This window comes from Pseudoflavonifractor phocaeensis, from assembly GCF_021531375.1.
In the GTDB taxonomy this organism is placed as follows: Bacteria; Bacillota; Clostridia; order Oscillospirales; family Oscillospiraceae; genus Lawsonibacter; species Lawsonibacter phocaeensis_B.
Genome location: NZ_JADYTU010000009.1, coordinates 1 through 19,978, shown reverse-complemented (window position 1 = coordinate 19,978; position 19,978 = coordinate 1). Strand labels below are relative to the sequence as shown.

15 protein-coding genes and 1 other annotated feature are annotated in these 19,978 nt (G+C 63.2%); of the genes, 8 read left to right on the top strand and 7 right to left on the bottom strand.

All coding sequences use genetic code 11. From position 1 onward, the window contains the following. Positions 1-5: 5 nt before the first annotated feature. The 6 genes from hfq to miaB form a co-directional block, all read right to left on the bottom strand. Positions 6-239: an RNA chaperone Hfq gene (gene hfq, locus I6E39_RS04925; RefSeq protein WP_235380501.1), complete on the bottom strand. Its 234-nt coding sequence runs from the start codon at positions 237-239 to the stop codon at positions 6-8. 69 nt (positions 240-308) lie between these two features. Then, positions 309-1,253, bottom strand: a complete 945-nt coding sequence (gene miaA, locus I6E39_RS04920) for a tRNA (adenosine(37)-N6)-dimethylallyltransferase MiaA (protein WP_235380500.1) — start codon at positions 1,251-1,253, stop codon at positions 309-311. Between the two features lie 255 nt (positions 1,254-1,508). Then, positions 1,509-3,539 carry a DNA mismatch repair endonuclease MutL gene (mutL, locus tag I6E39_RS04915; protein ID WP_235380499.1) on the bottom strand — a complete coding sequence of 677 codons (2,031 nt, stop codon included), beginning with the start codon at positions 3,537-3,539 and terminating at the stop codon, positions 1,509-1,511. A gap of 79 nt (positions 3,540-3,618) precedes the next feature. After that, complete coding sequence (gene mutS, locus I6E39_RS04910) at positions 3,619-6,228, bottom strand: DNA mismatch repair protein MutS (RefSeq protein WP_235380498.1); 2,610 nt, start codon at positions 6,226-6,228, stop codon at positions 3,619-3,621. Between the two features lie 160 nt (positions 6,229-6,388). Next, on the bottom strand, positions 6,389-6,895 hold the full coding sequence (locus tag I6E39_RS04905; protein WP_235380541.1) for a transposase: 507 nt from the start codon (positions 6,893-6,895) through the stop codon (positions 6,389-6,391). Continuing rightward, positions 6,895-8,307 carry a tRNA (N6-isopentenyl adenosine(37)-C2)-methylthiotransferase MiaB gene (gene miaB, locus I6E39_RS04900; RefSeq protein ID WP_235380497.1) on the bottom strand — a complete coding sequence of 471 codons (1,413 nt, stop codon included), beginning with the start codon at positions 8,305-8,307 and terminating at the stop codon, positions 6,895-6,897. Before miaB ends, I6E39_RS04905 begins: the two co-directional genes overlap by 1 nt. Positions 8,308-8,541: 234 nt before the next feature. On the opposite strand from miaB, the gene I6E39_RS04895 reads away from it, so the two are divergent. The 5 genes from I6E39_RS04895 to argB all read left to right on the top strand — a co-directional run bounded on the left by I6E39_RS04895 (position 8,542) and on the right by argB (position 15,305). Then, on the top strand, positions 8,542-9,609 hold the full coding sequence (locus tag I6E39_RS04895) for an alanine racemase (protein ID WP_235380496.1): 1,068 nt from the start codon (positions 8,542-8,544) through the stop codon (positions 9,607-9,609). A 719-nt stretch (positions 9,610-10,328) separates the two neighbouring features. Further along, positions 10,329-11,546, top strand: coding sequence for a carboxylate--amine ligase (locus I6E39_RS04890; RefSeq protein ID WP_235380495.1), 1,218 nt, complete (start codon positions 10,329-10,331; stop codon positions 11,544-11,546). A 12-nt stretch (positions 11,547-11,558) separates the two neighbouring features. After that, positions 11,559-12,062, top strand: coding sequence for a pyridoxamine 5'-phosphate oxidase family protein (locus tag I6E39_RS04885; protein WP_235380494.1), 504 nt, complete (start codon positions 11,559-11,561; stop codon positions 12,060-12,062). 81 nt (positions 12,063-12,143) lie between these two features. Next, positions 12,144-12,857: a cysteate racemase gene (cuyB, locus tag I6E39_RS04880; protein WP_235380493.1), complete on the top strand. Its 714-nt coding sequence runs from the start codon at positions 12,144-12,146 to the stop codon at positions 12,855-12,857. A 72-nt stretch (positions 12,858-12,929) separates the two neighbouring features. Next, complete coding sequence (argB, locus tag I6E39_RS04875) at positions 12,930-15,305, top strand: acetylglutamate kinase (protein ID WP_235380492.1); 2,376 nt, start codon at positions 12,930-12,932, stop codon at positions 15,303-15,305. A gap of 59 nt (positions 15,306-15,364) precedes the next feature. Here argB and I6E39_RS04870 read toward each other — a convergent pair whose 3' ends face one another. Continuing rightward, positions 15,365-15,535, bottom strand: coding sequence for a ribbon-helix-helix domain-containing protein (locus tag I6E39_RS04870; RefSeq protein WP_235380491.1), 171 nt, complete (start codon positions 15,533-15,535; stop codon positions 15,365-15,367). 114 nt (positions 15,536-15,649) lie between these two features. Between I6E39_RS04870 and I6E39_RS04865 the strand changes: the two genes are divergently transcribed. The 3 genes from I6E39_RS04865 (at position 15,650) to I6E39_RS04855 (ending at position 19,816) form a co-directional block, all read left to right on the top strand. Next, the gene (locus tag I6E39_RS04865; RefSeq protein WP_235380490.1) at positions 15,650-15,835 is read left to right on the top strand and encodes a hypothetical protein; all 186 of its coding nucleotides are present in this window, start codon (positions 15,650-15,652) and stop codon (positions 15,833-15,835) included. Between the two features lie 6 nt (positions 15,836-15,841). After that, positions 15,842-16,051: a binding site (T-box leader), on the top strand. 205 nt (positions 16,052-16,256) lie between these two features. Then, positions 16,257-17,678, top strand: a complete 1,422-nt coding sequence (locus I6E39_RS04860; protein ID WP_235380489.1) for a glycine--tRNA ligase — start codon at positions 16,257-16,259, stop codon at positions 17,676-17,678. A 260-nt stretch (positions 17,679-17,938) separates the two neighbouring features. Then, complete coding sequence (locus tag I6E39_RS04855) at positions 17,939-19,816, top strand: LTA synthase family protein (RefSeq protein WP_235380488.1); 1,878 nt, start codon at positions 17,939-17,941, stop codon at positions 19,814-19,816. Positions 19,817-19,978 lie beyond the last annotated feature (162 nt).

Below are 19,978 nucleotides of genomic sequence, written 5' to 3'. Positions count from 1 at the left end.
CCGGCCTAGTTCTCCGCCGGTTCGGTAAAGGGCACGGGCCGCTCCGGGGTAATGGTGGAGATGGCGTGCTTATAGACGAACATCTGCTTTCCGTCGCTGGTCAGCACCACGGAAAAGGCGTCAAATCCGGTGACGTATCCCCGCATCTGGAACCCGTTCATCAGAAACACGGTGACGGGGCGGCGCTCCCGGCGCAGCTGGGTAAGAAAAATTTCCTGAAGATTGTTGGTTTTCGACATAAGTAGCACTCCTTTTTCTATACAGCCCGGAGCCTCGCCGTCGGCAGGACCCACAGGGCTTGAGTGCTTCTATACTATACCAAATTCTTCCATATATTCTGTCGAAGTTCGGCGTGCTTTCTCAAAATCCGGGTCCTCTCCCCAGAACAGCCATTTGGCCGCCTGGTTCCGGCGGAACCAGGTGAGCTGCCGCTTGGCGTACTGGCGGGAGCGGAGCTTGATCTCCTGGGCGGCGGCAGCCACGTCCCCGTCTCCCCGGAGGGCGGCGGCCATCTCCTTGTAGCCGATGGCCTGCATGGCGGTACACCGCTCCGGCACCCCGGAGTCCAGCAGAGACCGGACCTCGTCCACCAAGCCCAGGTCCATCATCACGTCCACCCGCCGGTCGATCCGGGCCCACATATCCTCCCGGCGCTCAAAGGCCAGAGTCAGCGTGAGGGCGTCGTACCGGGGCGGGATGGCCAGGGTCTCGGCGTTGTGCTGGGTCATGGTCTTGCCGGTGGTGAGCCAGATCTCCAGCGCCCGGACGATCCGCTTGGCGTCGTTGGGGTGGAGGCGGGCGGCGGTGTGCGGGTCCACCTTTGCCAGCTCGGCCAGCATAGCCTCGCCCCCCTCCCGCCGCATCCGCTCCTCCAGCTCCCCCCGCAGGGGGCTGTCCGGGGAGAAGGCGGCGAAGGTGCGGCCGGACAGCAGCGAGTCCACATACAGCCCGGTCCCTCCGGCCAGGATGGGCAGCTTGCCCCGGGACAGGACGTCGTCCACGCAGCGGGAGGCCATGTTCACATACCGGGCCACGGAGAAATCCTCCTCCGGGTCGGCCACGTCCAGCATGTGGTGGGGGACCCCCCGCATCTCTTCCCGGGTGGGTTTGGCGGTGCCGATGTCCATGCGGCGGTAGATCTGCATGGAGTCGGCGGACACCACCTCGCCGTTGTGGCGCAGGGCCAGCTCCACCGCCAGGGCGGTCTTGCCCGAGGCTGTGGGGCCGGTGATGACTAAAATTTTCGGGGGCATGGTACCGCCCTCCTTTGTGTTGAGATGGTTTGTGCGGCGGGGGCAAGCCCCCGTCCTACCGGAGACAGATACCGAAACCGGACAGGTGGGGCAAAATCCGTAGGGGCGGCCCCATGTGGCCGCCCACGGGCGCATCGTGATGCGCCCCTATAAGCCTTCCTCTTCGCCGTAGGGGCCGGCGTCCTCGACGGCCCTCCCTGTGGGGCGTCCAGAGGCCGCCCCCTACACAAAACCTTTCGTCAGGCATATTGCCCGTCAGGCCCGCTTGAACTGCTTCTCCAGTTCCTTTTTCGTCAGCTGAATGGCCACAGGGCGGCCATGGGGGCAATATTTCACGCTGCCGCTCATCACGGCCTGGGCCACCCGCTCCAGCTCCTGGGGACTGGTTTTCCAGCCCCCCTTGATGGCCGCCTTGCAGGCCATGGTGTGGAGCAGCTCGTCCCGGGCGGCGGCGGGGTCGGCGGAGCCGGTGGTCAGCAGTTTCAGGGCGATCTCTTCCAGGGTGGAGGGGATATCCTCCACCGCCACATGGTCAGGGGCCTGGCGCACCGCCAGAGCGCCCCCCAGCTCGTCCACGTCGAAGCCGAACTCCTCCAGCAGGGGCAGGTGGGCCAGCAGCGCCTCCTGCTCCTCCGCCGCCAAACGGCAGGTCACCGGAGCCAGCAGGGTCTGGGCCATGGGGTGGTAGCCCTCCGCCTTCATCCGGTCGAAGTTCATCCGCTCGTGGGCGGCGTGCTTGTCGATGAAGTACACCGTCTCCCCCTGCTCCACGATGATGTAGGTGTTCAGCACCTCCCCGGCCATGCGCCAGGGCGCTTCCTCGGGGAGAAGGGCGTGGGAGGCTTCTTCCTTAACAGGGACCGGGGCCGGTTCCGGCGACAGTGGACGGATGATCTCCGCTTCTGCGGAAGGCGTCCTGTCCCGGTAGGGCGGGGGCTCGCCCCCGCCGCGGCGGGTAATACCGGCCCCGACAGAATCGACGGGCTTTTCCGGCTCAGGCGGGTTCACGGGCAGGCGCACACTGTGCGCCGCCACGGGGGACGGCTCCGTGGGGACAGGGCCCGCATTTTGCATTTTGTAGGTGGTATCCTGGACCCGGACCTGGGGCTTGGCAGGCGGGGCCGGAATGGTCAGCCGGGTCTGGTTGGGGGTGACAACGTCCTCGTAAACTCCGCTCCGCTCCGTTTGGCTAGCGCCCAACATCCGCTGCGCTGCGTTGCTCGTCCTTTCCCCAACACTGCCGCTGCGCTGGGCTGCGCCGGGGACCCCTTTTTGCAGTTCTATGGCCGGGTGGCTCCGGTCCTGCTCCAGTGCGGACAGGACAGCGTGGTACACCGCCGAAAACACCTGCCGCTCATTGCCGAACTTCACCTCGGTTTTGGCGGGGTGGACGTTCACGTCCACGGCGTTGAGCTTTGTCTCCAGATGGAGGACACAGCCAGGGAATTTCCCTACCATTTTCTGGTTGCGGTAGGCCTCCTCCAGGGCGGCCATCATGATCCGGGACTTGACCTGGCGGCCGTTGACGAAGAAAAACTGCCAGTTCCGGCTGCTCCGGCAACAGGCGGGGAGGGAGACGAAGCCGGACACCGTCATGTCCTCCCCGGTGGCCTTCACCGGGCGGAAGCCCAGGGCCAGCTCCCGGCCCAGGACGGCGTAGACGGCGGACTGGAGCTGGCCGTCTCCGGGGGTGAGCAGCTCCTGCTTTCCGTCCCGAATAAACTTCACGGAGACCTCCGGGTGGGACAGGGCCACCCGCTGGACCACGGCGAAGACGGCGGCCCCCTCGGCGGCGTCCTTCTTCATAAACTTCAGCCGGGCGGGGGTGTTGTAAAACAGGTCCCGGACCACCATGGTGGTGCCCAGGGGACAGCCTGTCTCCTCCACGTTCCCGGGGACGCCCCCCTCCAGCGCCAGGGAGGCCCCCAGCTCTGCCTCGGGAGTCCGGGTCATGACCTCCACCCGGGAGACGGCGGAAATGGCGGCCAGGGCCTCCCCCCGGAAGCCCAGAGTGCCGATGGCCTCCAGGTCATATTCGGTGCGCAGCTTGCTGGTGGCGTGGCGGAGAAAGGCGGTCTTTACCTCGCCGGCGGGGATGCCCCTGCCGTCGTCGGTGACCCGGAGGAAGGTCATCCCCCCGTGGGCGATCTCCACGGTGACCTTGGAGGCCCCGGCGTCGATGGCGTTCTCCATCAGCTCCTTGGCCACGGAGGCGGGCCGCTCCACCACCTCGCCGGCGGCGATCAGGTCGGCCACATGGGAATCTAATACTTGGATCTTAGGCATTACAACACCTCTACTTAGCGTTATATACGGTCGAAAGAATACAATATATCATCAAAATACAAGGGGATCACAGGCATCCTCACCCGTTCATGTCCTGCTTCAGCTCGGCCAGCAGGTTCAGGGCCTCGATGGGGGAGAGGACGTTCACGTCGGTCAGGCGCAGCTTTTTCAGCACGGTCTGGCTGCCCAGGTCCATGAGGGATATCTGGTCATCGGCGGCGGGGGCTTGCCCCCGCCCTACCGGTTCAGTCCCGTTTCCGCTCTCCAGCTCCTCCAGGATCTCCCGGGCCCGGCGTATGACCCGGTCGGGGACCCCGGCCAGCTTGGCCACCTCCACGCCGTAGCTCTGGTCCGCGCCGCCCCGGACGATCTTCCGCAGGAAGATCACATCGGAGCCCCGCTTCTTGGCGGCGATGTTGTAGTTCTTCACCCCGGGGATCTGGCCCTCCAGGGCGGTCAGCTCGTGGTAGTGGGTGGCGAAGAGGGTCTTGGCCCCCAGCCGCCGGGGGTCGGCGCAGTACTCCAGAACGGCCCGGGCAATGGCCATGCCGTCGTAGGTGGAGGTACCCCGGCCGATCTCGTCCAGGATGAGCAGGGACTTCTTTGTGGCGTTTTTCAGCAGGGCGGCCACCTCGGTCATCTCCACCATAAAGGTGGACTGGCCGGCGGACAGGTCGTCGCTGGCCCCGATGCGGGTGAACACCCGGTCCACCACGCCGATGTGGGCGGACTTGGCGGGGACGAAGGAGCCCATCTGGGCCATGAGGACGATGAGGGCCACCTGGCGCATATAGGTGGACTTGCCCGCCATGTTGGGGCCGGTGATAATGGCGCACAGGTCGCCGCCGCAGTCCATGTGGGTGTCGTTTGGGACGAACAGGGTGTTTTTCAGCACCTTTTCCACCACGGGATGGCGGCCCTCCTGGATGTTCAGCACATCGGAGGTGTCCACCAGAGGCATACAGTAATTGTTGGCGGCGGCCACCGCGGCAAAGGAGTTGAGCACGTCCACCTGGGCCACGGCGGCGGCGGACTTTTGAATTCTGGCCACCTGGGCGCAGACCTGCTCTTTCAGCTCACAGAAGAGCTGGTACTCCAGGGCGGTGACCTTGTCCTCGGCGGAGAGGATGGCGTGCTCCAGCTCCTTCAGCTCCTGGGAGATGTACCGCTCGGCGTTCACCGTGGTCTGCTTTCGGGTCCAGTCGGCGGGCACCAGGTCGATCTGGGACTTGGCCACCTCGATGTAGTAGCCAAAGACCTTGTTGGACTTGACCTTCATGTTCTTGATGCCCGTCTGCTCCTTGGTGCGGACCTCCAGCTCCGCCAGCTTTTCGGCGGAGTGGTCCAGCAGGTCCCGGAGCCGGTCCACCTCCTGGTCGTAGCCAGAGCGGATGAAGCCGCCCTCCCGGACGGAGAAGGGGGGCTCGTCCACCAGGGCCCGGCCCAGCAGGTCCCGGAGCTGGGGCAGGTCGTCCAGCTCCTCCCGCAGGGACCGGAGCAGGGCGGAGGAGCAGCCCTCCAGCAGTTCCCGGAGCCGGGGCAGCTTTCCCAGGCCGTTGGCCAAAGCCGCCAGATCCCGCCCCCCCGCGGAGCCGTAGACTACCCGGCCGATGAGCCGCTCCAGGTCGGTGACCTCCCGCAGGGTGAGGGACAGCTCCTCCCGGGTGATGATGTCCTCCACCAGATCGCTCACCGCCTGCTGCCGCCGACCGATCTGGACAGGGGAGAGGAGGGGCCGCTCCATCCAGCCCCGGATGAGCCGGCCGCCCATGGCGGTCTTGGTCTTGTCCAGCACCCACAGCAGGGAGCCCTTCTTGTCCTTGGAGCGCAGGGTGGCGGTGAGCTCCAGAGTCTGGCGGGCGGTGAGGTCCAGCTCCATGAACTGCTCCGAGGTGTAATAGGTAAAGTTGGCGATGTGGGACAAATCGGTCTTTTGGGTCTCATACAGGTAGGCCAGCAGGCCCCCTGCCGCCTGGACCGCCCCGGTATCCCCCTCGGGGAGGGTGTCCAGGCCGGTCTTGAACTGCTTTTCCACCAGGGGACGGGCGGCGCCCAGCCGGAAGCGGCCTTCGCCCCCGTTCTCGCAGGAACAGTCCAGCCGCTCCCGCAGAAAGTCCACCAGGCCGTCGGCGTGGTAGGCCCCGTCGGACAGCACCGCCTCGGCGGGGTGGAACCGGCCCAGCTCGTTTTCCAGATGGTCCTGGGCCTCCGTCCCGGCGGGGAAGGAGGTGGCGTACACCTCGCCGGTGGAGATGTCGCACAGGCACAGGCCCCAGACGGCGGAGTCGGCGTAGATGCCGCAGATATAGTTGTTCTTCCCCTCCTCCAGCATGGAGGAGGCGATGACGGTGCCGGGGGTGACCACCCGGATGATGTCCCGGTCCACCAGACCCTTTGCCAGGGCCGGGTCCTCGGTCTGCTCGCAGATGGCCACCTTGTAGCCCTTGGCGATGAGCCGGGCGATGTAGCTGTCGCAGGAGTGGTAGGGCACCCCGCACATGGGAGTGCGCTCCTCCGGAGGCTTGTTCCGGTCCCGGGTGGTCAGAGTCAGGTCCAGCTCCTTGGACACCAGCTTGGCGTCCTCGTTGAACATCTCATAAAAATCGCCCAGACGGAAAAAGAGGATGGAGTCCGGGTTCCGGGCCTTCATGTCCAGATATTGCTGCATCATGGGGGTGAGGTCAGCCATGGGTTCACCGTCTTTCTGTTTTGTGTGGTTAAAGGTCGTTCTTGTCTGGAATGGGGGAATTCGACGGCGGGCCGTCGGGGACGCCGGCCCCTGCGCAGGCGCGTATTCTCATCTTTTGTAGGGGGCGGCCTCCGGACGCCCCGCCGTCCGCCCTGCCCGGTCACGGGACGTAATATTTGTCCTCCGCCCACTTGGCGGGGTTGGCGTCGATGTAATTCCAGGCGTTTTGGTAAGCTTTGTCGCTTCGCAGGACGCTTTCATAAAAAGAATCCTGCCAAAACTTCTCGCCCGGAGTATTTTGGGCTTGATTGCACAGGCGGGCCGTCACGGATTTAAACGCACCGATCACCTGCATCAGGGTAGGGCGGGGGCTGGCCCCCGCCGCCCCGTCCTGAAAAAGCAGGATCATATGGACATGGTTTGGCATAACCACATATTTATCCACCGCCACATAGGGATAACGCCGGGAGAGATCCAAAATCTGCGTCTGAGCGATTTCTCCCAAGGCGGTCAATTCAGGTTCGGCGGGGGCAAGCCCCCGCCCTACCCGAACGGCAGACAGCAGACAGCGGTTATCCCGCACATTGGTCGTGACAAAATACGCCCCATCCCGGCTGTAATCATAGCTTCTCAGGCGGGTATGCTTTCGTTCCGGCAGCCTCGCCATCACACCAGTTCCCCGAACAGGGACCACTTGTTGGCGTCGGTGATCTTCACGTCCCGGAACTGGCCGATGGCGGACTTGTCTCCCACCACCCGGACCAGGCGGTTGCCAGGCGTGCGGGCGGTGAGGTCGTAGCGGGCGTCGTCGGACTCCCCGTCGATCAGGCAGCGCACCGTTTTCCCGATATAGGCGGCGTGCTTCTCCTCGGAAATGGCGTCCTGGAGGGCCAGCAGGCGGTTGAAATTGGCCAGCTTCTCCTGGTGGGACATGGGGTCGTCCATCTTGGCGGCGGGGGTGCCCACCCGGGGGGAGAAGATGAAGGTGAACAGGGCGTCGTAGCGCACCTCCTCCAGCACCTTCAGGGTGTCCTCAAATTCCTCCGTGGTCTCCCCGGGGAAGCCCACGATGATGTCGGAGGTGAGGACGATATCGGGGATCAGGGACTTCAGGTCCCGGATCTTTTCCAGGTACTGCTCCCGGGTGTGGCGGCGGTTCATCACCTTCAGCACCCGGTCGTTGCCCGCCTGGACGGGCAGGTGGAGGACCGGGGCCACCTTTTCGCACCGGGCCATGGTCTCAAAGAGCTTGTGGGTGGCGTCCTTGGGGTGGGAGGTCATGAACCGGATGAGAAAGTCCCCGGGGATGGCGTTGACCTGCTCCAGCAGGTCGGAGAAGTCCATGGGCTCCTCCATGTCCTTGCCGTAGGAGTTGACGTTCTGGCCCAGGAGGGTGATGTCCTTATAGCCCTCGGCCACCAGCGCGCGCACCTCGGCCAGGATGTCCTCCGGCTTCCGGGAGCGCTCCCGGCCCCGGACGTAGGGGACGATGCAGTAGGCGCAGAAGTTGTTGCAGCCGTACATGATGGACACCCAGGCCTTGACGCTGTCCTGCCGGACCACGGGGATGCCCTCGGCGATGGAGCCCGCCTCGTCGGCGTTGGAGAAGATGCGTCCCCGCTGGGTCAGCAGGGTGTGGATCATCTCGGGGAATTTCCACAGGGCATGGGGACCGAAGACCAGGTCCACATGGCGGTAGGACTGGCGGATCTTGTCGGCCACGTGCTGCTCCTGCATCATGCAGCCGCACAGGCAGATAAGCTGCTCGGGATGGCGGCGCTTCACATGGACCAGAGCGCCCACGTTGCCCAGCACCCGCTGCTCGGCGTGCTCCCGGATGGCGCAGGTGTTGATGACGATGATCCGGGCCTGCTCCTCGTCGTCGGTGAAGCCGAAGCCCATCTGGGCCAGATAGCCCCGGATGCGCTCGGAGTCGGCCTCGTTCTGCTGGCAGCCGTAGGTGTCCACAAAGGCCAGGGGCTGCTTGTCCCATTGGGCGGTGAGGGCGGCGATCTTGCGGCAGCAGTCCAGCTGCCGCTCCACGTCGGCCTGGGGGATGACGGTAGTTGTGCGTTCCATATTGTTCCTCCCGTTTCAGGGTATTTGGGGCCCCGGAACGGGCCTGTATCCAGATTTTTTATTGTACCATTTTTTTCGCCAAAACTCAAGGGCAAGGGGCCGCGGTTCCTTAAAAGGCGGGGTAGCTTTGCGTTGCCTTTTTCCCGGGAAAGTGGTAAAATAAAGTATTACATGGTTACAATGGTTATGTCGGCTCCGGCCGGCGTCCCATACAGACAGAAGGGAGCCATCCATATGCGAAAGCTGGTCATCGAAAAGTCCGCCGTCAAGAACAATCTGGCCGTCATCAAGGAACGGGCCGCCGGCGCCGCCGTCTACGGGGTGCTGACGGGAGACGGCGGCGGGGCCGGCGCCGTCCGTCTGGCCAAGCTGCTGCGGGACGAGGGCATCGGCCGCTTCGCCGTGTCCGAGATCGCCGAGGCCGAGGAACTGCGCAAGGCGGGCTTTGTGGACGAGGAGATCCTCATGCTCCGCTCCACCACCGACCGGGAAGAGCTGGAGCGGCTGGTGGATCTGAACGTGGTGTGCACCGTGTCCTCGGTGGACACGGGGATGGCCCTCAACGCCCTGGCGGAGAACCGCTCCACCGTGGTGGAGGCCCACATCCAGGTGGACACCGGCATGGGCTTTGGCGGCTTTTTGGTCAGCGAGCCGGAAAAGATTCTGCTGGCCTACCGCTCCCTGCCCAATGTGGCTCTGTCGGGCATCTACACCCAGCTCCACGCCGCCCGCCTCAACGATCCGGAGTCCAAACAGCAGTTGGAGCAGTTCCACCAGGTTCTGGACACCATCCACGCCGCCGGCTTTGAGACCGGCATGGTCCACGCCGCCGGCTCCTTCGCCCTGCTCCACAACGAGGAGGCCCGCCTGGACGGCGTCCGGGCCGGCTCCGCCATTCTGGGCCGGTGCCGCCGCACCCGGGACGACGGACTGAAGACCGTGGGCTACGGTGAGGTCCCCGTGGCCGAGGTCCGCTGGCTGCCCAAAGGCCACACCATCGGCGCGGACAAGCCCGTGGTGCTGAAAAAGCCCACCCGGGTGGCCGTCCTCCCCGTGGGCTATCAGAACGGCTTTGGGGTATCCTGGCCCCGGGAGACCGGCTTCTGGGCCATGGTCCGCCGGTGGCGGAAGGCCCGGGCGCTCACCGTCCGGGTGGGAGACCAGCGGGTACGGGTTCTGGGCGGCGTCGGCGCCACCGAGACCGTTCTGAACGTGACCAATATGAAGTGCTCCGCCGGCGATCTGGCCGTGTTTGAGATCGACCCCCTGTTTGCCAAGGGATTCACCACGGAATACCGGTAAATTTTAGTTTATAGTCTCATGTTTTAACATGATAGCTTGGCAAAAGGCGATGACTTGTCATGCTTGCGGCGCGGTACTTTCCAGGGATGGAAAGTACCCAAAGATCCCCGGGGCTTCGGCCCCGGACCCTGTGGGGAGCCATCAAAGAATATGCAGAATACTGTTCGGTGCGGACAAAGGACAGGATACCTTTCTGAACTCCGCCCGCTGCCGCTTTGCTCAATGAAATTGGCCTCTGCTTCTCCTTGTTCAAAGCGCACCTCGGCGTCAACAATCGCGGGGTGCCCTCCGCAAGGACTGAAAGCACGCCGTTCTGCATCAGGTTACTGGCGATACGAAGCACCCTCGGGCGGCCCCGGCGGGCCAAGTGGGTAAGAAGTAACTGCTGACAGGCTTTGACGCCATCGAGGCGGGTTGCATTGCTTATCCCCCGTAAAACCTTCTCCATTTTGCGAAGCAAAAGGCGGTGTGAGGGGTGGCATATTTTGCGAAGTGCGAACAACGCAAGGCCGCCTGCTCTCCCGTAATGGGGGTCCGGGGCGGCGCGGATAGCGCAATGGAATTGCGCGTGGCCGCCCCGGTGATTCTTTGGTTTCTTTCTGATCGCTCAGAAAGAAACCCGCTCCGCAGAGCGGAATCCCTCTCAATGACGCAACAACAAACTAAAATTTATCTTTCCTATCCCGCAAATAAAAAACACAAAGGAAGTCATTTGTTTTATGAACCAGTCTCTCACCTTCCAGCCGCTGCTCTTCGGCGGCGACATCAACGTGTACAGCGTGGCCCGGGCCTTCCACGAGGCCTACGGCGTGAAATCCGTCGCTTTCGGCAAGTATCCCTCCTTCCCCTGCCACGGCAGCGCCGTCATCGACTACCGGGTGTGCCCCGACAACGAGAGCGACGAGGCCTTCCTCCGCAACGCCCGGGCGGTGGCGGAGGAGTTCTCCGACAAGACGGTCCTCCTGCTGGGCTGCGGGGACAGCTATGTCCAGCTGGCCGCCCGCCACCGGGACCACCTGCCCGGCAACGTCATTGCCCCCTACATTGAGGAATCCCTGCTGAACACCCTTATCAACAAGGAGAAGTTCTACCAGCTGTGTGACGAGCACGGCATTGACCACCCGGCCACCTTCATCTATGACAAGTCCATGGGCCATGACTTCCAGCTGCCCTGGGGCCCGCCCTACATCGCCAAGCCCGCCGACTCCGTGGCCTACTGGGCCTGCGGGGACCACTCCCTGGCCAAGGTGTATATCTGCCAGAGCTGGGAGGAGCTGCTGGAGGCTCTGGACCACGTCTACGCCGCCGGGTATCAGGACCACATGGTCCTCCAGGAGTTTATCCCCGGCGACGACAGCTACATGCGGGTGCTGACCAACTACTCCGACCGCAACGGCAGGGTCACCATGATGTGCCTGGGCCACGTCCTGCTGGAGGAGCACTCCCCCCACGGCATCGGCAACCACGCCGTCATCATCACCGAGTACGACCAGGCGCTGGAGGAGAAGATCAAGGACCTGCTGGAGAGCCTCCACTTTACCGGCTTTTCCAACTTCGACATCAAATACGACCAGCGGGACGGCAAGTACAAGGCCTTCGAGATCAACTGCCGCCAGGGCCGGAGCAACTACTATGTCACCGGCGCGGGGCATAATATAGCCAAGCTGGTGGTGGAGGACCGGATCGAGGGGAAGGACAAGGAGCTGGAAATTACCAAAAACCGCTCCCTGTGGCGGATGGTGCCCCGGAAGGTGGCCTTTAAATTCACCCCCAAGAAGTACCACCAGGAGATGAAAGCCCTCATCCGGGCGGGAGCCGATTCCCACTCCCTGGTCTATGAAAAGGACGCCTCTCTGAAGCGCCGCCTGCGGGTGATGAAAAACCACTTGGGCAACATGAAGCGCTTCGACCAGTACAACAAAATACCCGAGGAATAAGGAGCGATAACCATGCCCTATGCTATGAGGCGGTATAAGCAGCAGCTGTCCCAGGCGGCGTGCAGCGCCATTCTGGACCGAGGGACCTCCGGTGTGCTGGCTCTGCTGGGGGAGGACGGATACCCCTATGCCGTCCCTTTGAGTTATGTCTGCCGCGACGGCCGCGTTTATTTTCACAGCGCCCGGGCGGGGCATAAACTGGAGGCCATTGCCCACTGTGACCGGGCTTCCTTCTGTGTAATCGACCAGGATCAGATCGCCCCGGAGGAGTATACCTCCTATTTCCGCAGTGTCATTGCCTTCGGGACGATCCGGGTGCTGGAGGACCCGGCGGAAAAGCGGGAAGCCCTTCGGCTTTTGGCCGGAAAGTATTTCCCTGATGACCCCGAAGGCCGGGAGGCTGAGATCCAAAAGACGATCGCATCCGTGACCATGCTGGAACTGGCGGTGGAGCATATGACCGGGAAGGAAGCCATTGAACTGGTAAGAAAGGACGGCGTGGGGCCGGAGAACTGAGTCACCCGCCGCGCCTGGGCTTCCACTTGGGGCTTGCGGCCCACGTTACTGTAATTTTCCTTTCTCGAAAGTAGTGATCTTGTGAATTATCGTCTCGGCGTGCTCGGCGGCATGGGGCCGCAAGCGACAAACACCTTTTATCAATTTGTGATCGACCGGACCGACGCCCAGCGGGACCAGGACCACGTCAACGCCCTGATCCTGTCGGACAGCGACATGCCCGACCGCACCGCCGCCATTCTGGGCAGCGGCGAGGCCCGGGAGCGGGTGTACCGCCGCCTGCTCTCCGACGCCCGGCTGCTGGAGCAGGCGGGCTGCACCGCCATCGCCGTCCCCTGCAATACCTCCCACTACTTTCTGGACCGGGTCCAGGAGCAGATCGGCATCCCCATCCTCCACATGATCCGGGAGACGGCCAAGGTTCTGGCCGCCCAGGGGAAAAAACGCCCCGGAATTCTGGCTACCGACGGCACCATCCAGACCGGCCTGTACCAGAAGGAGTTCGCCGCCTTGGGCATCCAGGCCGTTGTCCCCTCTCCCCAGGCCCAGGACCTGGTCATGTCCCTGATCTACGACGACGTGAAGGCGGGCCGGGACGGAGACCCGGAGAAGTTTGCCGCCATCCACCGGGACCTGGTGGGCCAGGGCTGCGACTGCGGGGTGCTGGCCTGTACCGAGCTGTCCGTTTTCGCCGCCCAGACCCGCCTGCCGCCCTTCTACACCGACGCCATGGCCGTTCTGGCCGTCCGGGCCATCCAGGCCTGCCACAAGCCCCTGCGGGATTTCTTTCAATAATTAGGGCGGCCGTCCTTTTCCACTGCCGCCCGGGCGGCACATCAACTCCCAACTCAAAAAACGAGGTGCATTATGGAACACACCCTTCACACCCTCAGCGACTATATCGACCTGCTGGAGGGGCGGGGCCTGCTGGCCGCCCCCATCCCGGGGTCACTGGACCGGACGGCCCCGGTGGCTCTGGTGTCCTACGACTCCCGGGAGGTGGTCCCCGGCACCCTGTTTCTCTGCAAGGGCGCCCACTTCAAGGCCGAGTTTCTGCAAATGGCCAAGGACAAAGGCGCCATGGCCTATGTCAGCCTGACCCCCTATCCCGAAGTGGACCTGCCCTGCATTTTGGTGTCGGACATGCGCCTGACCATCGCCCCCCTGGCCGACCTGTTCTATGACCACCCCTCGGGAAAGCTGAAGGTCATCGGCATCACCGGCACCAAGGGCAAGTCCTCCACCACCTACTACCTGAAGTATATTCTGGACGAGTATATGGAAGGGGAGGGGAAGCCCGCCTCCGGCGTGGTCTCCTCCATCGACACCTACGACGGGGTGGAGCAGTTCGAGTCCCACCTCACCACCCCCGAGCCGCTGGACCTCCAGCGCCACTTCGCCAACGGAGTTTCCACGGGGATGGAGTACCTGACCATGGAGGTGTCCAGCCAGGCTCTGAAGTACCACCGCTCCCTGTGCACCGACTTCGCCGCCGCCTGCTTTTTGAACATCGGCCAAGACCACATTTCGCCCATCGAGCACCCGGACTTTGAGGACTACTTCACCTCCAAGCTCCGCATTTTCGCCCAGGCCAAGATCTGCTGCGTCAATCTGGACTGTGACCACGCCGACCGGGTGCTGGCGGCCGCCCGGGCCAGCGGCAAGCCGGTCTACACCTTCTCCCAGAAGAATGAGGAGGCCGACGTCTACGCCTCCCAGGTCCGGAAGCGGGGCAACGACATCCTGTTCCGGGTAAAGACCCGCCGCTTTTTGCGGGAGTTCCGGCTGACCATGCCGGGGCTGTTCAACGTGGAGAACGCGCTGGCCGCCATCACCGTCTGCGAGGGGCTGAACATCCCCGAGCGGTACATCTATGTGGGTCTGATGAAGGCCCGGGTCCCCGGCCGGATGGAGGTCTACTCCAACGCCGACGAGACGGTGACCGCCATCGTGGACTACGCCCACAACCGCATGTCCTTCGAGACCCTGTTCCGCTCCGTCCGGGCCGAGTACCCCGGCCGGCGGATCGTCACCGTCTTCGGCTGTCCGGGCAAGAAGGCCCTGGACCGGCGAAAAGACCTGGGCGAGGTTTCGGGCCAATACTCCGACCTGGTGGTCCTCACCGAGGAGGACTCCGGGGAGGAGGACACCGAGGCCATCTGCCGTGAGGTGGCCCAGCATGTGGCCGCTCAGGGCTGCGAATACTCCATCGAGCCCAACCGGGGGGAGGCCATCCGCCAGGCCATCCTGGGCTGCGACGGACGGCCCACCGTCCTCCTCATCACCGGCAAGGGGGCGGAGACCCGCCAGAAGCGGGGCACCCAGTATATCGACACCCCCTCCGACGTGGATTACGTCCACAGCTTTTTGCAGGAGTACGACGTACGGCACGGTCTGGACGGCATGGAGAAGGTACGCAGCCTGCTGTCCATCCTGCCCATCCTCAACCGGGCCGAGGGCCAGACCGTGGTGGTCAAGTACGGCGGCTCCGCCATCGGGGCGGAGGCCGACGGCGACACCACCCTCCAGGACGTGGCCGCCCTGCGGATGGTGGGGGTCCGGGTGGTGCTGGTCCACGGAGGCGGCAAGCACATCACCGCCCTGCTGAACAAGCTCCAGGTGCCCACCCGCTTTGAAAACGGCTACCGGGTCACCGACGAGGCGGCCCTGGGCACCGCCGAGATGGCCCTGTCCGCCCAGGTGAACAAGGCCATCGTCCAGGATCTGGCCCGGCTGGAGGTGTCCGCCGTGGGCATCTCGGGCAAGGACGGCGGCCTCATCACCGCGGCCGTCAAGGACCCGGCCCTGGGCCGGGTGGGCTCCATCACCAAAGTGGACCCCAAGGTGCTGAACACCCTGCTGGACGGGGGCTTCCTGCCCGTGGTCTCTCCCATCGCCCTGGGGGAGGACGGCGGGGGGCTGAACTGCAACGCCGACGACGCCGCCCGGGCGGTGGCCGAGGCCATGGGAGCCCACAAGCTGATCTTCCTCACCGACATCGGCGGGGTGCTCATCGACAGCCACAACACCAAGACAGCGGTGCCCCGGATGGACGTAAAGCGGGCGGAGGAGCTCATCGAAGCCGGCCTCATCGCCGGAGGCATGGTGCCCAAGGTCCGGGGCTGCGTCCACGCGGTCCGGGCCGGGGTAGGGGAGGTGTCCATCCTGGATGGCCGGGTGGAGCACGCCCTGCTGCTGGAGATGCTGGGACAGCGGGTTCAGGGGACCACCATTACAGGGTAGTTGAGGATACCTTTCTTGTAAGAAACGTATCAAAAAAACATGATAAAAAGGATGGCCGGTCACTCGGCCATCCTTTTTTCGTACTTTTTCAAAAGATCTTCGATCGCTTCGTCGATCAGCCGGGATTTGGGAATTCTGGTCTCTTCCGCCAACCGGTTGAAATCCTTCATCAATTCGTTTTTTAAGGAAGAAGTGAACCTTGTCCGGTTCACCAACAGCGCTTCGGCCACCGCTTCCACCACCTTGCACCATTTTACACTGAATAGTGTATCCAGTGCCGCCGCAAAAAACAAGTGATTGCATTTTACTTCATATGGTGTATCATAGTGCAAGGAGGTGCAATTATGAATTCTGATTACGCAGACATTGAAGTAGACCTGGAGGACGCCGTTTTTCGCCGCTTGGAATTTATTGCGGAAAAAATGCACTGCACACCCGAAGAGCTGGTGGTTCAGTGTGTGGAGCATTATATCTCAGATCATCCGGGTACTCCCGAAATTTTCCTTGACAGCCCCACATTTGTGTACTAAAATGTGGAACAAGCGACGACAGAGAACAGTACCCCATGTCCTGGGTCCAGAGAGAGGATGGCCGGTGAAAATCCTCCGACGGCATGGTGGGAAGGCCCTCTGGAGCTGCGGGCAGGAAATGGCCCGCCGGTCCCCGCCGTTACCGGGAAGGAAGTGCGCGTCAGCCAGACGCGAATTCAGGTGGAACCACGGACATTGTTTATGTTCGCCCTGAGCCCTAACCGGCTCAGGGCGTTTTTTCGTATAGCGTCTGAGGCCGTGAGCAGGGGAGATAACGTCGGAGCGCAGGGCAGAGCCCAGGACGGCCACAGGCTGGCCGGGTCTGCCCGGAGGCGGAGAAGTTATCGACCCGGCCGCGAGCGTGCCGAGGCGTGAATGAGTGTCTCTGAGCCAAAATCCAATCAAAAAGGAGACGACAAACATGAAAAACACCGAAAAGACCATGGAAAAGATCGTGGCCCTGTGCAAGGGCCGGGGCTTCATCTTCTCCGGCTCCGAAATTTACGGCGGCCTGGCCAACACCTGGGACTACGGCCCTCTGGGTGTGGAGCTGAAGAACAACGTGAAGAAGGCCTGGTGGAAGAAGTTCGTCCAGGAGAACCCCTACAACGTGGGTCTGGACGCCGCCATTCTGATGAATCCCCAGGTCTGGGTGGCCTCCGGCCACGTGGGCGGCTTCTCCGACCCTCTGATGGACTGCAAGGAGTGCAAGGAGCGCTTCCGCGCCGACAAGGTCATCGAGGACTGGTGCAAGGAGAACAACTTCGACCTGGGCCACAGCGTGGACGCCATGAGCCAGGCCGACATGAAGGCCTTCATCGAGGAGCATGAGATCTGCTGCCCCACCTGCGGCAAGCACAACTGGACCGACATCCGTCAGTTCAACCTGATGTTCAAGACCTTCCAGGGCGTTACCGAGGACGCCAAGAACACCGTCTACCTCCGTCCTGAGACCGCCCAGGGCATCTTCGTCAACTTCCAGAACGTCCAGCGCACCACCCGCCGCAAGCTGCCCTTCGGCGTGTGCCAGATCGGCAAGTCCTTCCGCAACGAGATCACCCCGGGCAACTTCACCTTCCGCACCCGTGAGTTCGAGCAGATGGAGCTGGAGTTCTTCTGCAAGCCCGGCACCGAGCTGGAGTGGTTCGCCTACTGGAAGCAGTTCTGCCACCAGTGGCTGCTGAATCTGGGCATGAAGGACGAGAACCTGCGTCTGCGCGACCACGAGAAGGAGGAGCTGTCCCACTACTCCAACGCCACCACCGACTTTGAGTTCGTCTTCCCCTTCGGCTGGGGCGAGCTGTGGGGCGTGGCTTCCCGGACCAACTTTGACCTGACCGCCCACCAGAACACCTCCGGCAAGGATCAGACCTACTACGACCAGGAGGCCAACGAGCACTATATCCCCTTTGTGGTGGAGCCCTCCCTGGGCGCCGACCGCGTGACCCTGGCCTTCCTGGTGGACGCCTACGACGAGGAAGTGGTGGACGCCGAGAAGAACGACGTCCGCACCGTCCTGCGCCTGCACCCCGCTCTGGCTCCCTTCAAGTGCGCCGTCCTGCCCCTGTCCAAGAAGCTGGGCGACAAGGCCCGCGAGATCCAGACCGAGCTGTCCAAGTACTTCATGGTGGACTATGATGACGCCGGCTCCATCGGCAAGCGCTACCGCCGCCAGGACGAGATCGGCACTCCCTACTGCATCACCGTGGACTTTGCCACCGTGGGCGACGACAAGACCGAGGCCGACCACGCCGTCACCATCCGCGACCGGGATACCATGGAGCAGGTCCGGGTGCCCATCAGCGAACTGAAGGCCTGGCTAGACGAGAAGCTGGCCTATTGATCGGTTTTCCACATTTTCCAAACATTTTTCCACATTTTACCGGGACGTGTGTATGCGCGTCCCGGTTTTTTCATCCTTTTCCCAGATCCGGACCAAGGGCCATGCCTATCCCGGCGGTCATAGGCGCGGCAGCGGGGGAGGGGCGCCCCGCGCGGCGCCTGCCCCGTCTTTCCCCGCGCTCCGGCTTTTCTTTTTTCCCGAACTGTGATATACTCCTGCTGTTAAAATTCCCCCATTTTTCGTCAAACGAGGTCTCCTCTATGAAAACACTTCTTCAGATCCTGCGCTTCCCCGCCGGAGCGGACCCCAAATACCGGACCGCCCACCACATTTGGCTGGCCGCGGCTCTGACGGGTCTGGGCTGCTGCGCGGGGATGCTGTCCCTGCTCTTTGCCGCCACCGCCTATGTCAAGCTGCCCGGCAAGGCCATGCTGCTCTCCTATCTGCACAGCCCGCTGATCCTGTTTTTGAATCTGCTGCCCCCGGTGCTGCTGATCTGGCTGTTCTACTTCCTCTCCCGCCGGGCCTGGGTGGGCTTTTTGGGCAGCTTTCTCCCCACGGTGGGGGTGGCTGTGGTGAACTATTTCAAGATCCGCCTGCGGTCCGACCCCCTGCTGGCCGCCGATCTGCGGCTGGCCGCCGAGGCGGGAGGCATTGTGGGCAACTACGCCCTGGACCTGACCTGGCTGGTGTGGTTCGCCTTGGGCTGCTTCGCGGCCGGACTGCTCTTTTCCGTTTTTCTTCTGCCCAACGGCCTGCGGGGGTGGAAGACCCGGGCCTTCGGCGCCGGGTCCTGTCTGGCTCTGCTGGCGGTGGCCTTTGTCTCTTTGTTCCTCAACCCCCAGATCTACCAGAAGACCGCCAACAACGACCTCATCAACCCCTGGTCCGACGTGGAGGTCTTTGTGTCCAAGGGCTGCGTCTATCCCTTCCTGTACAGCTTCCGGGACATGTTTCCCACCCCGCCCCAGGGCTATGACCGGCAGGCGGCCGCCGCCCTGCTGGAGCAGTACCCGGACAGCGACATTCCGGAGGACAAGCAGGTGTCCGTCCTGGGGATCATGCTGGAGGCCTTCTGCGATCTGACCGACTTCCCAGCCCTGGCGGAACAGGAGGCGGTTGCCCGGGTCTACGCGCCCTGGCACGCCCTGGAGGAGCAGTCCGTGTCCGGCAACCTGCTGACCAACATCTTTGCCGGAGGCACGGTGGACAGCGAGTGGGCGTTCCTCACCGGCTACTCCCGGCACGACGAGTTCCGGAAGGACACCGACTCCTATGTGTGGTATCTGAAAAACCAGGGCTACCAGACCTTCGGCAGCCATCCGGGATACGGCTGGTTCTACAACCGGCAGAACGTGAACCAATACCTGGGCTTTGACCAGTACTGGTTCACCGAGAACCACTACAGCAATCTGGTGGACCCCACCTCCGCCATCTACAACTCCGACCACATCCTGGCGGCGGAGCTGCTGGCCCAGCTGAAGGAGCGGTCCGCCGACGGCCCCTGCTTCTCCTTCTCCGTCTCCTACCAGAACCACGGCCCCTACGAGTGGACCTACACCGCCGGGGAGGCCTACCTGACCCCCGCCGCCACCGGCTTTGGGGAGGAGACCTGCCACGTCTGGAACAACTATCTGAAGGGGGTGGCCGACACCATCGACGCCATGACCGAGCTGACCCGGGGGCTGGAAGCCCTGGAGGAGCCGGTGGTGCTGGTCCTCTTCGGCGACCACAAGCCCTGGGGCGGCAACGGCAACTCCGCCTACGCCGATCTGGGGGCCGACTTCGACATCTCCACCCTGGAGGGCTTTTACGACTACTACTCCACTCCCTACCTGATCTGGGGCAACTCCGCCGCCAAGCGGGTTCTGGGCAATGATCTGATGGGGGAGGGAGGGGACTTCTCTCCCTGCTTCCTGATGACGGAGGTCTTTGACCAGTGCGGCTGGCAGGGCCCCGGCTTTATGGAGCTGTCCCGGCAGGTCCGGGCGGCCACCCCCCTGGTCCACAGCCAGGGCCTGTTCCTGCAAAACGGTGGGATCGTCAACGCCCTGCCCCAGGAGCAGACAGAGCTTCTCCAGTCCTTCCTCTCCGCCCAGTATTACCGGGAGACCGAGGTGGACCCCACTCCCGGCTGAACAAAACCGAAACTTGACGCTTTTTTCCGCCCTCCCACCGGGGAAGCTGCAAGCAAGTAAACCGCCACAAAAAAGACCTCCCTCCGGCTGTGAACAGGTCCAGTAAAAACGGACAGTGACAAAAGACCCCCTGATGTAGGAAAATAGACTACGTCAGGGGGT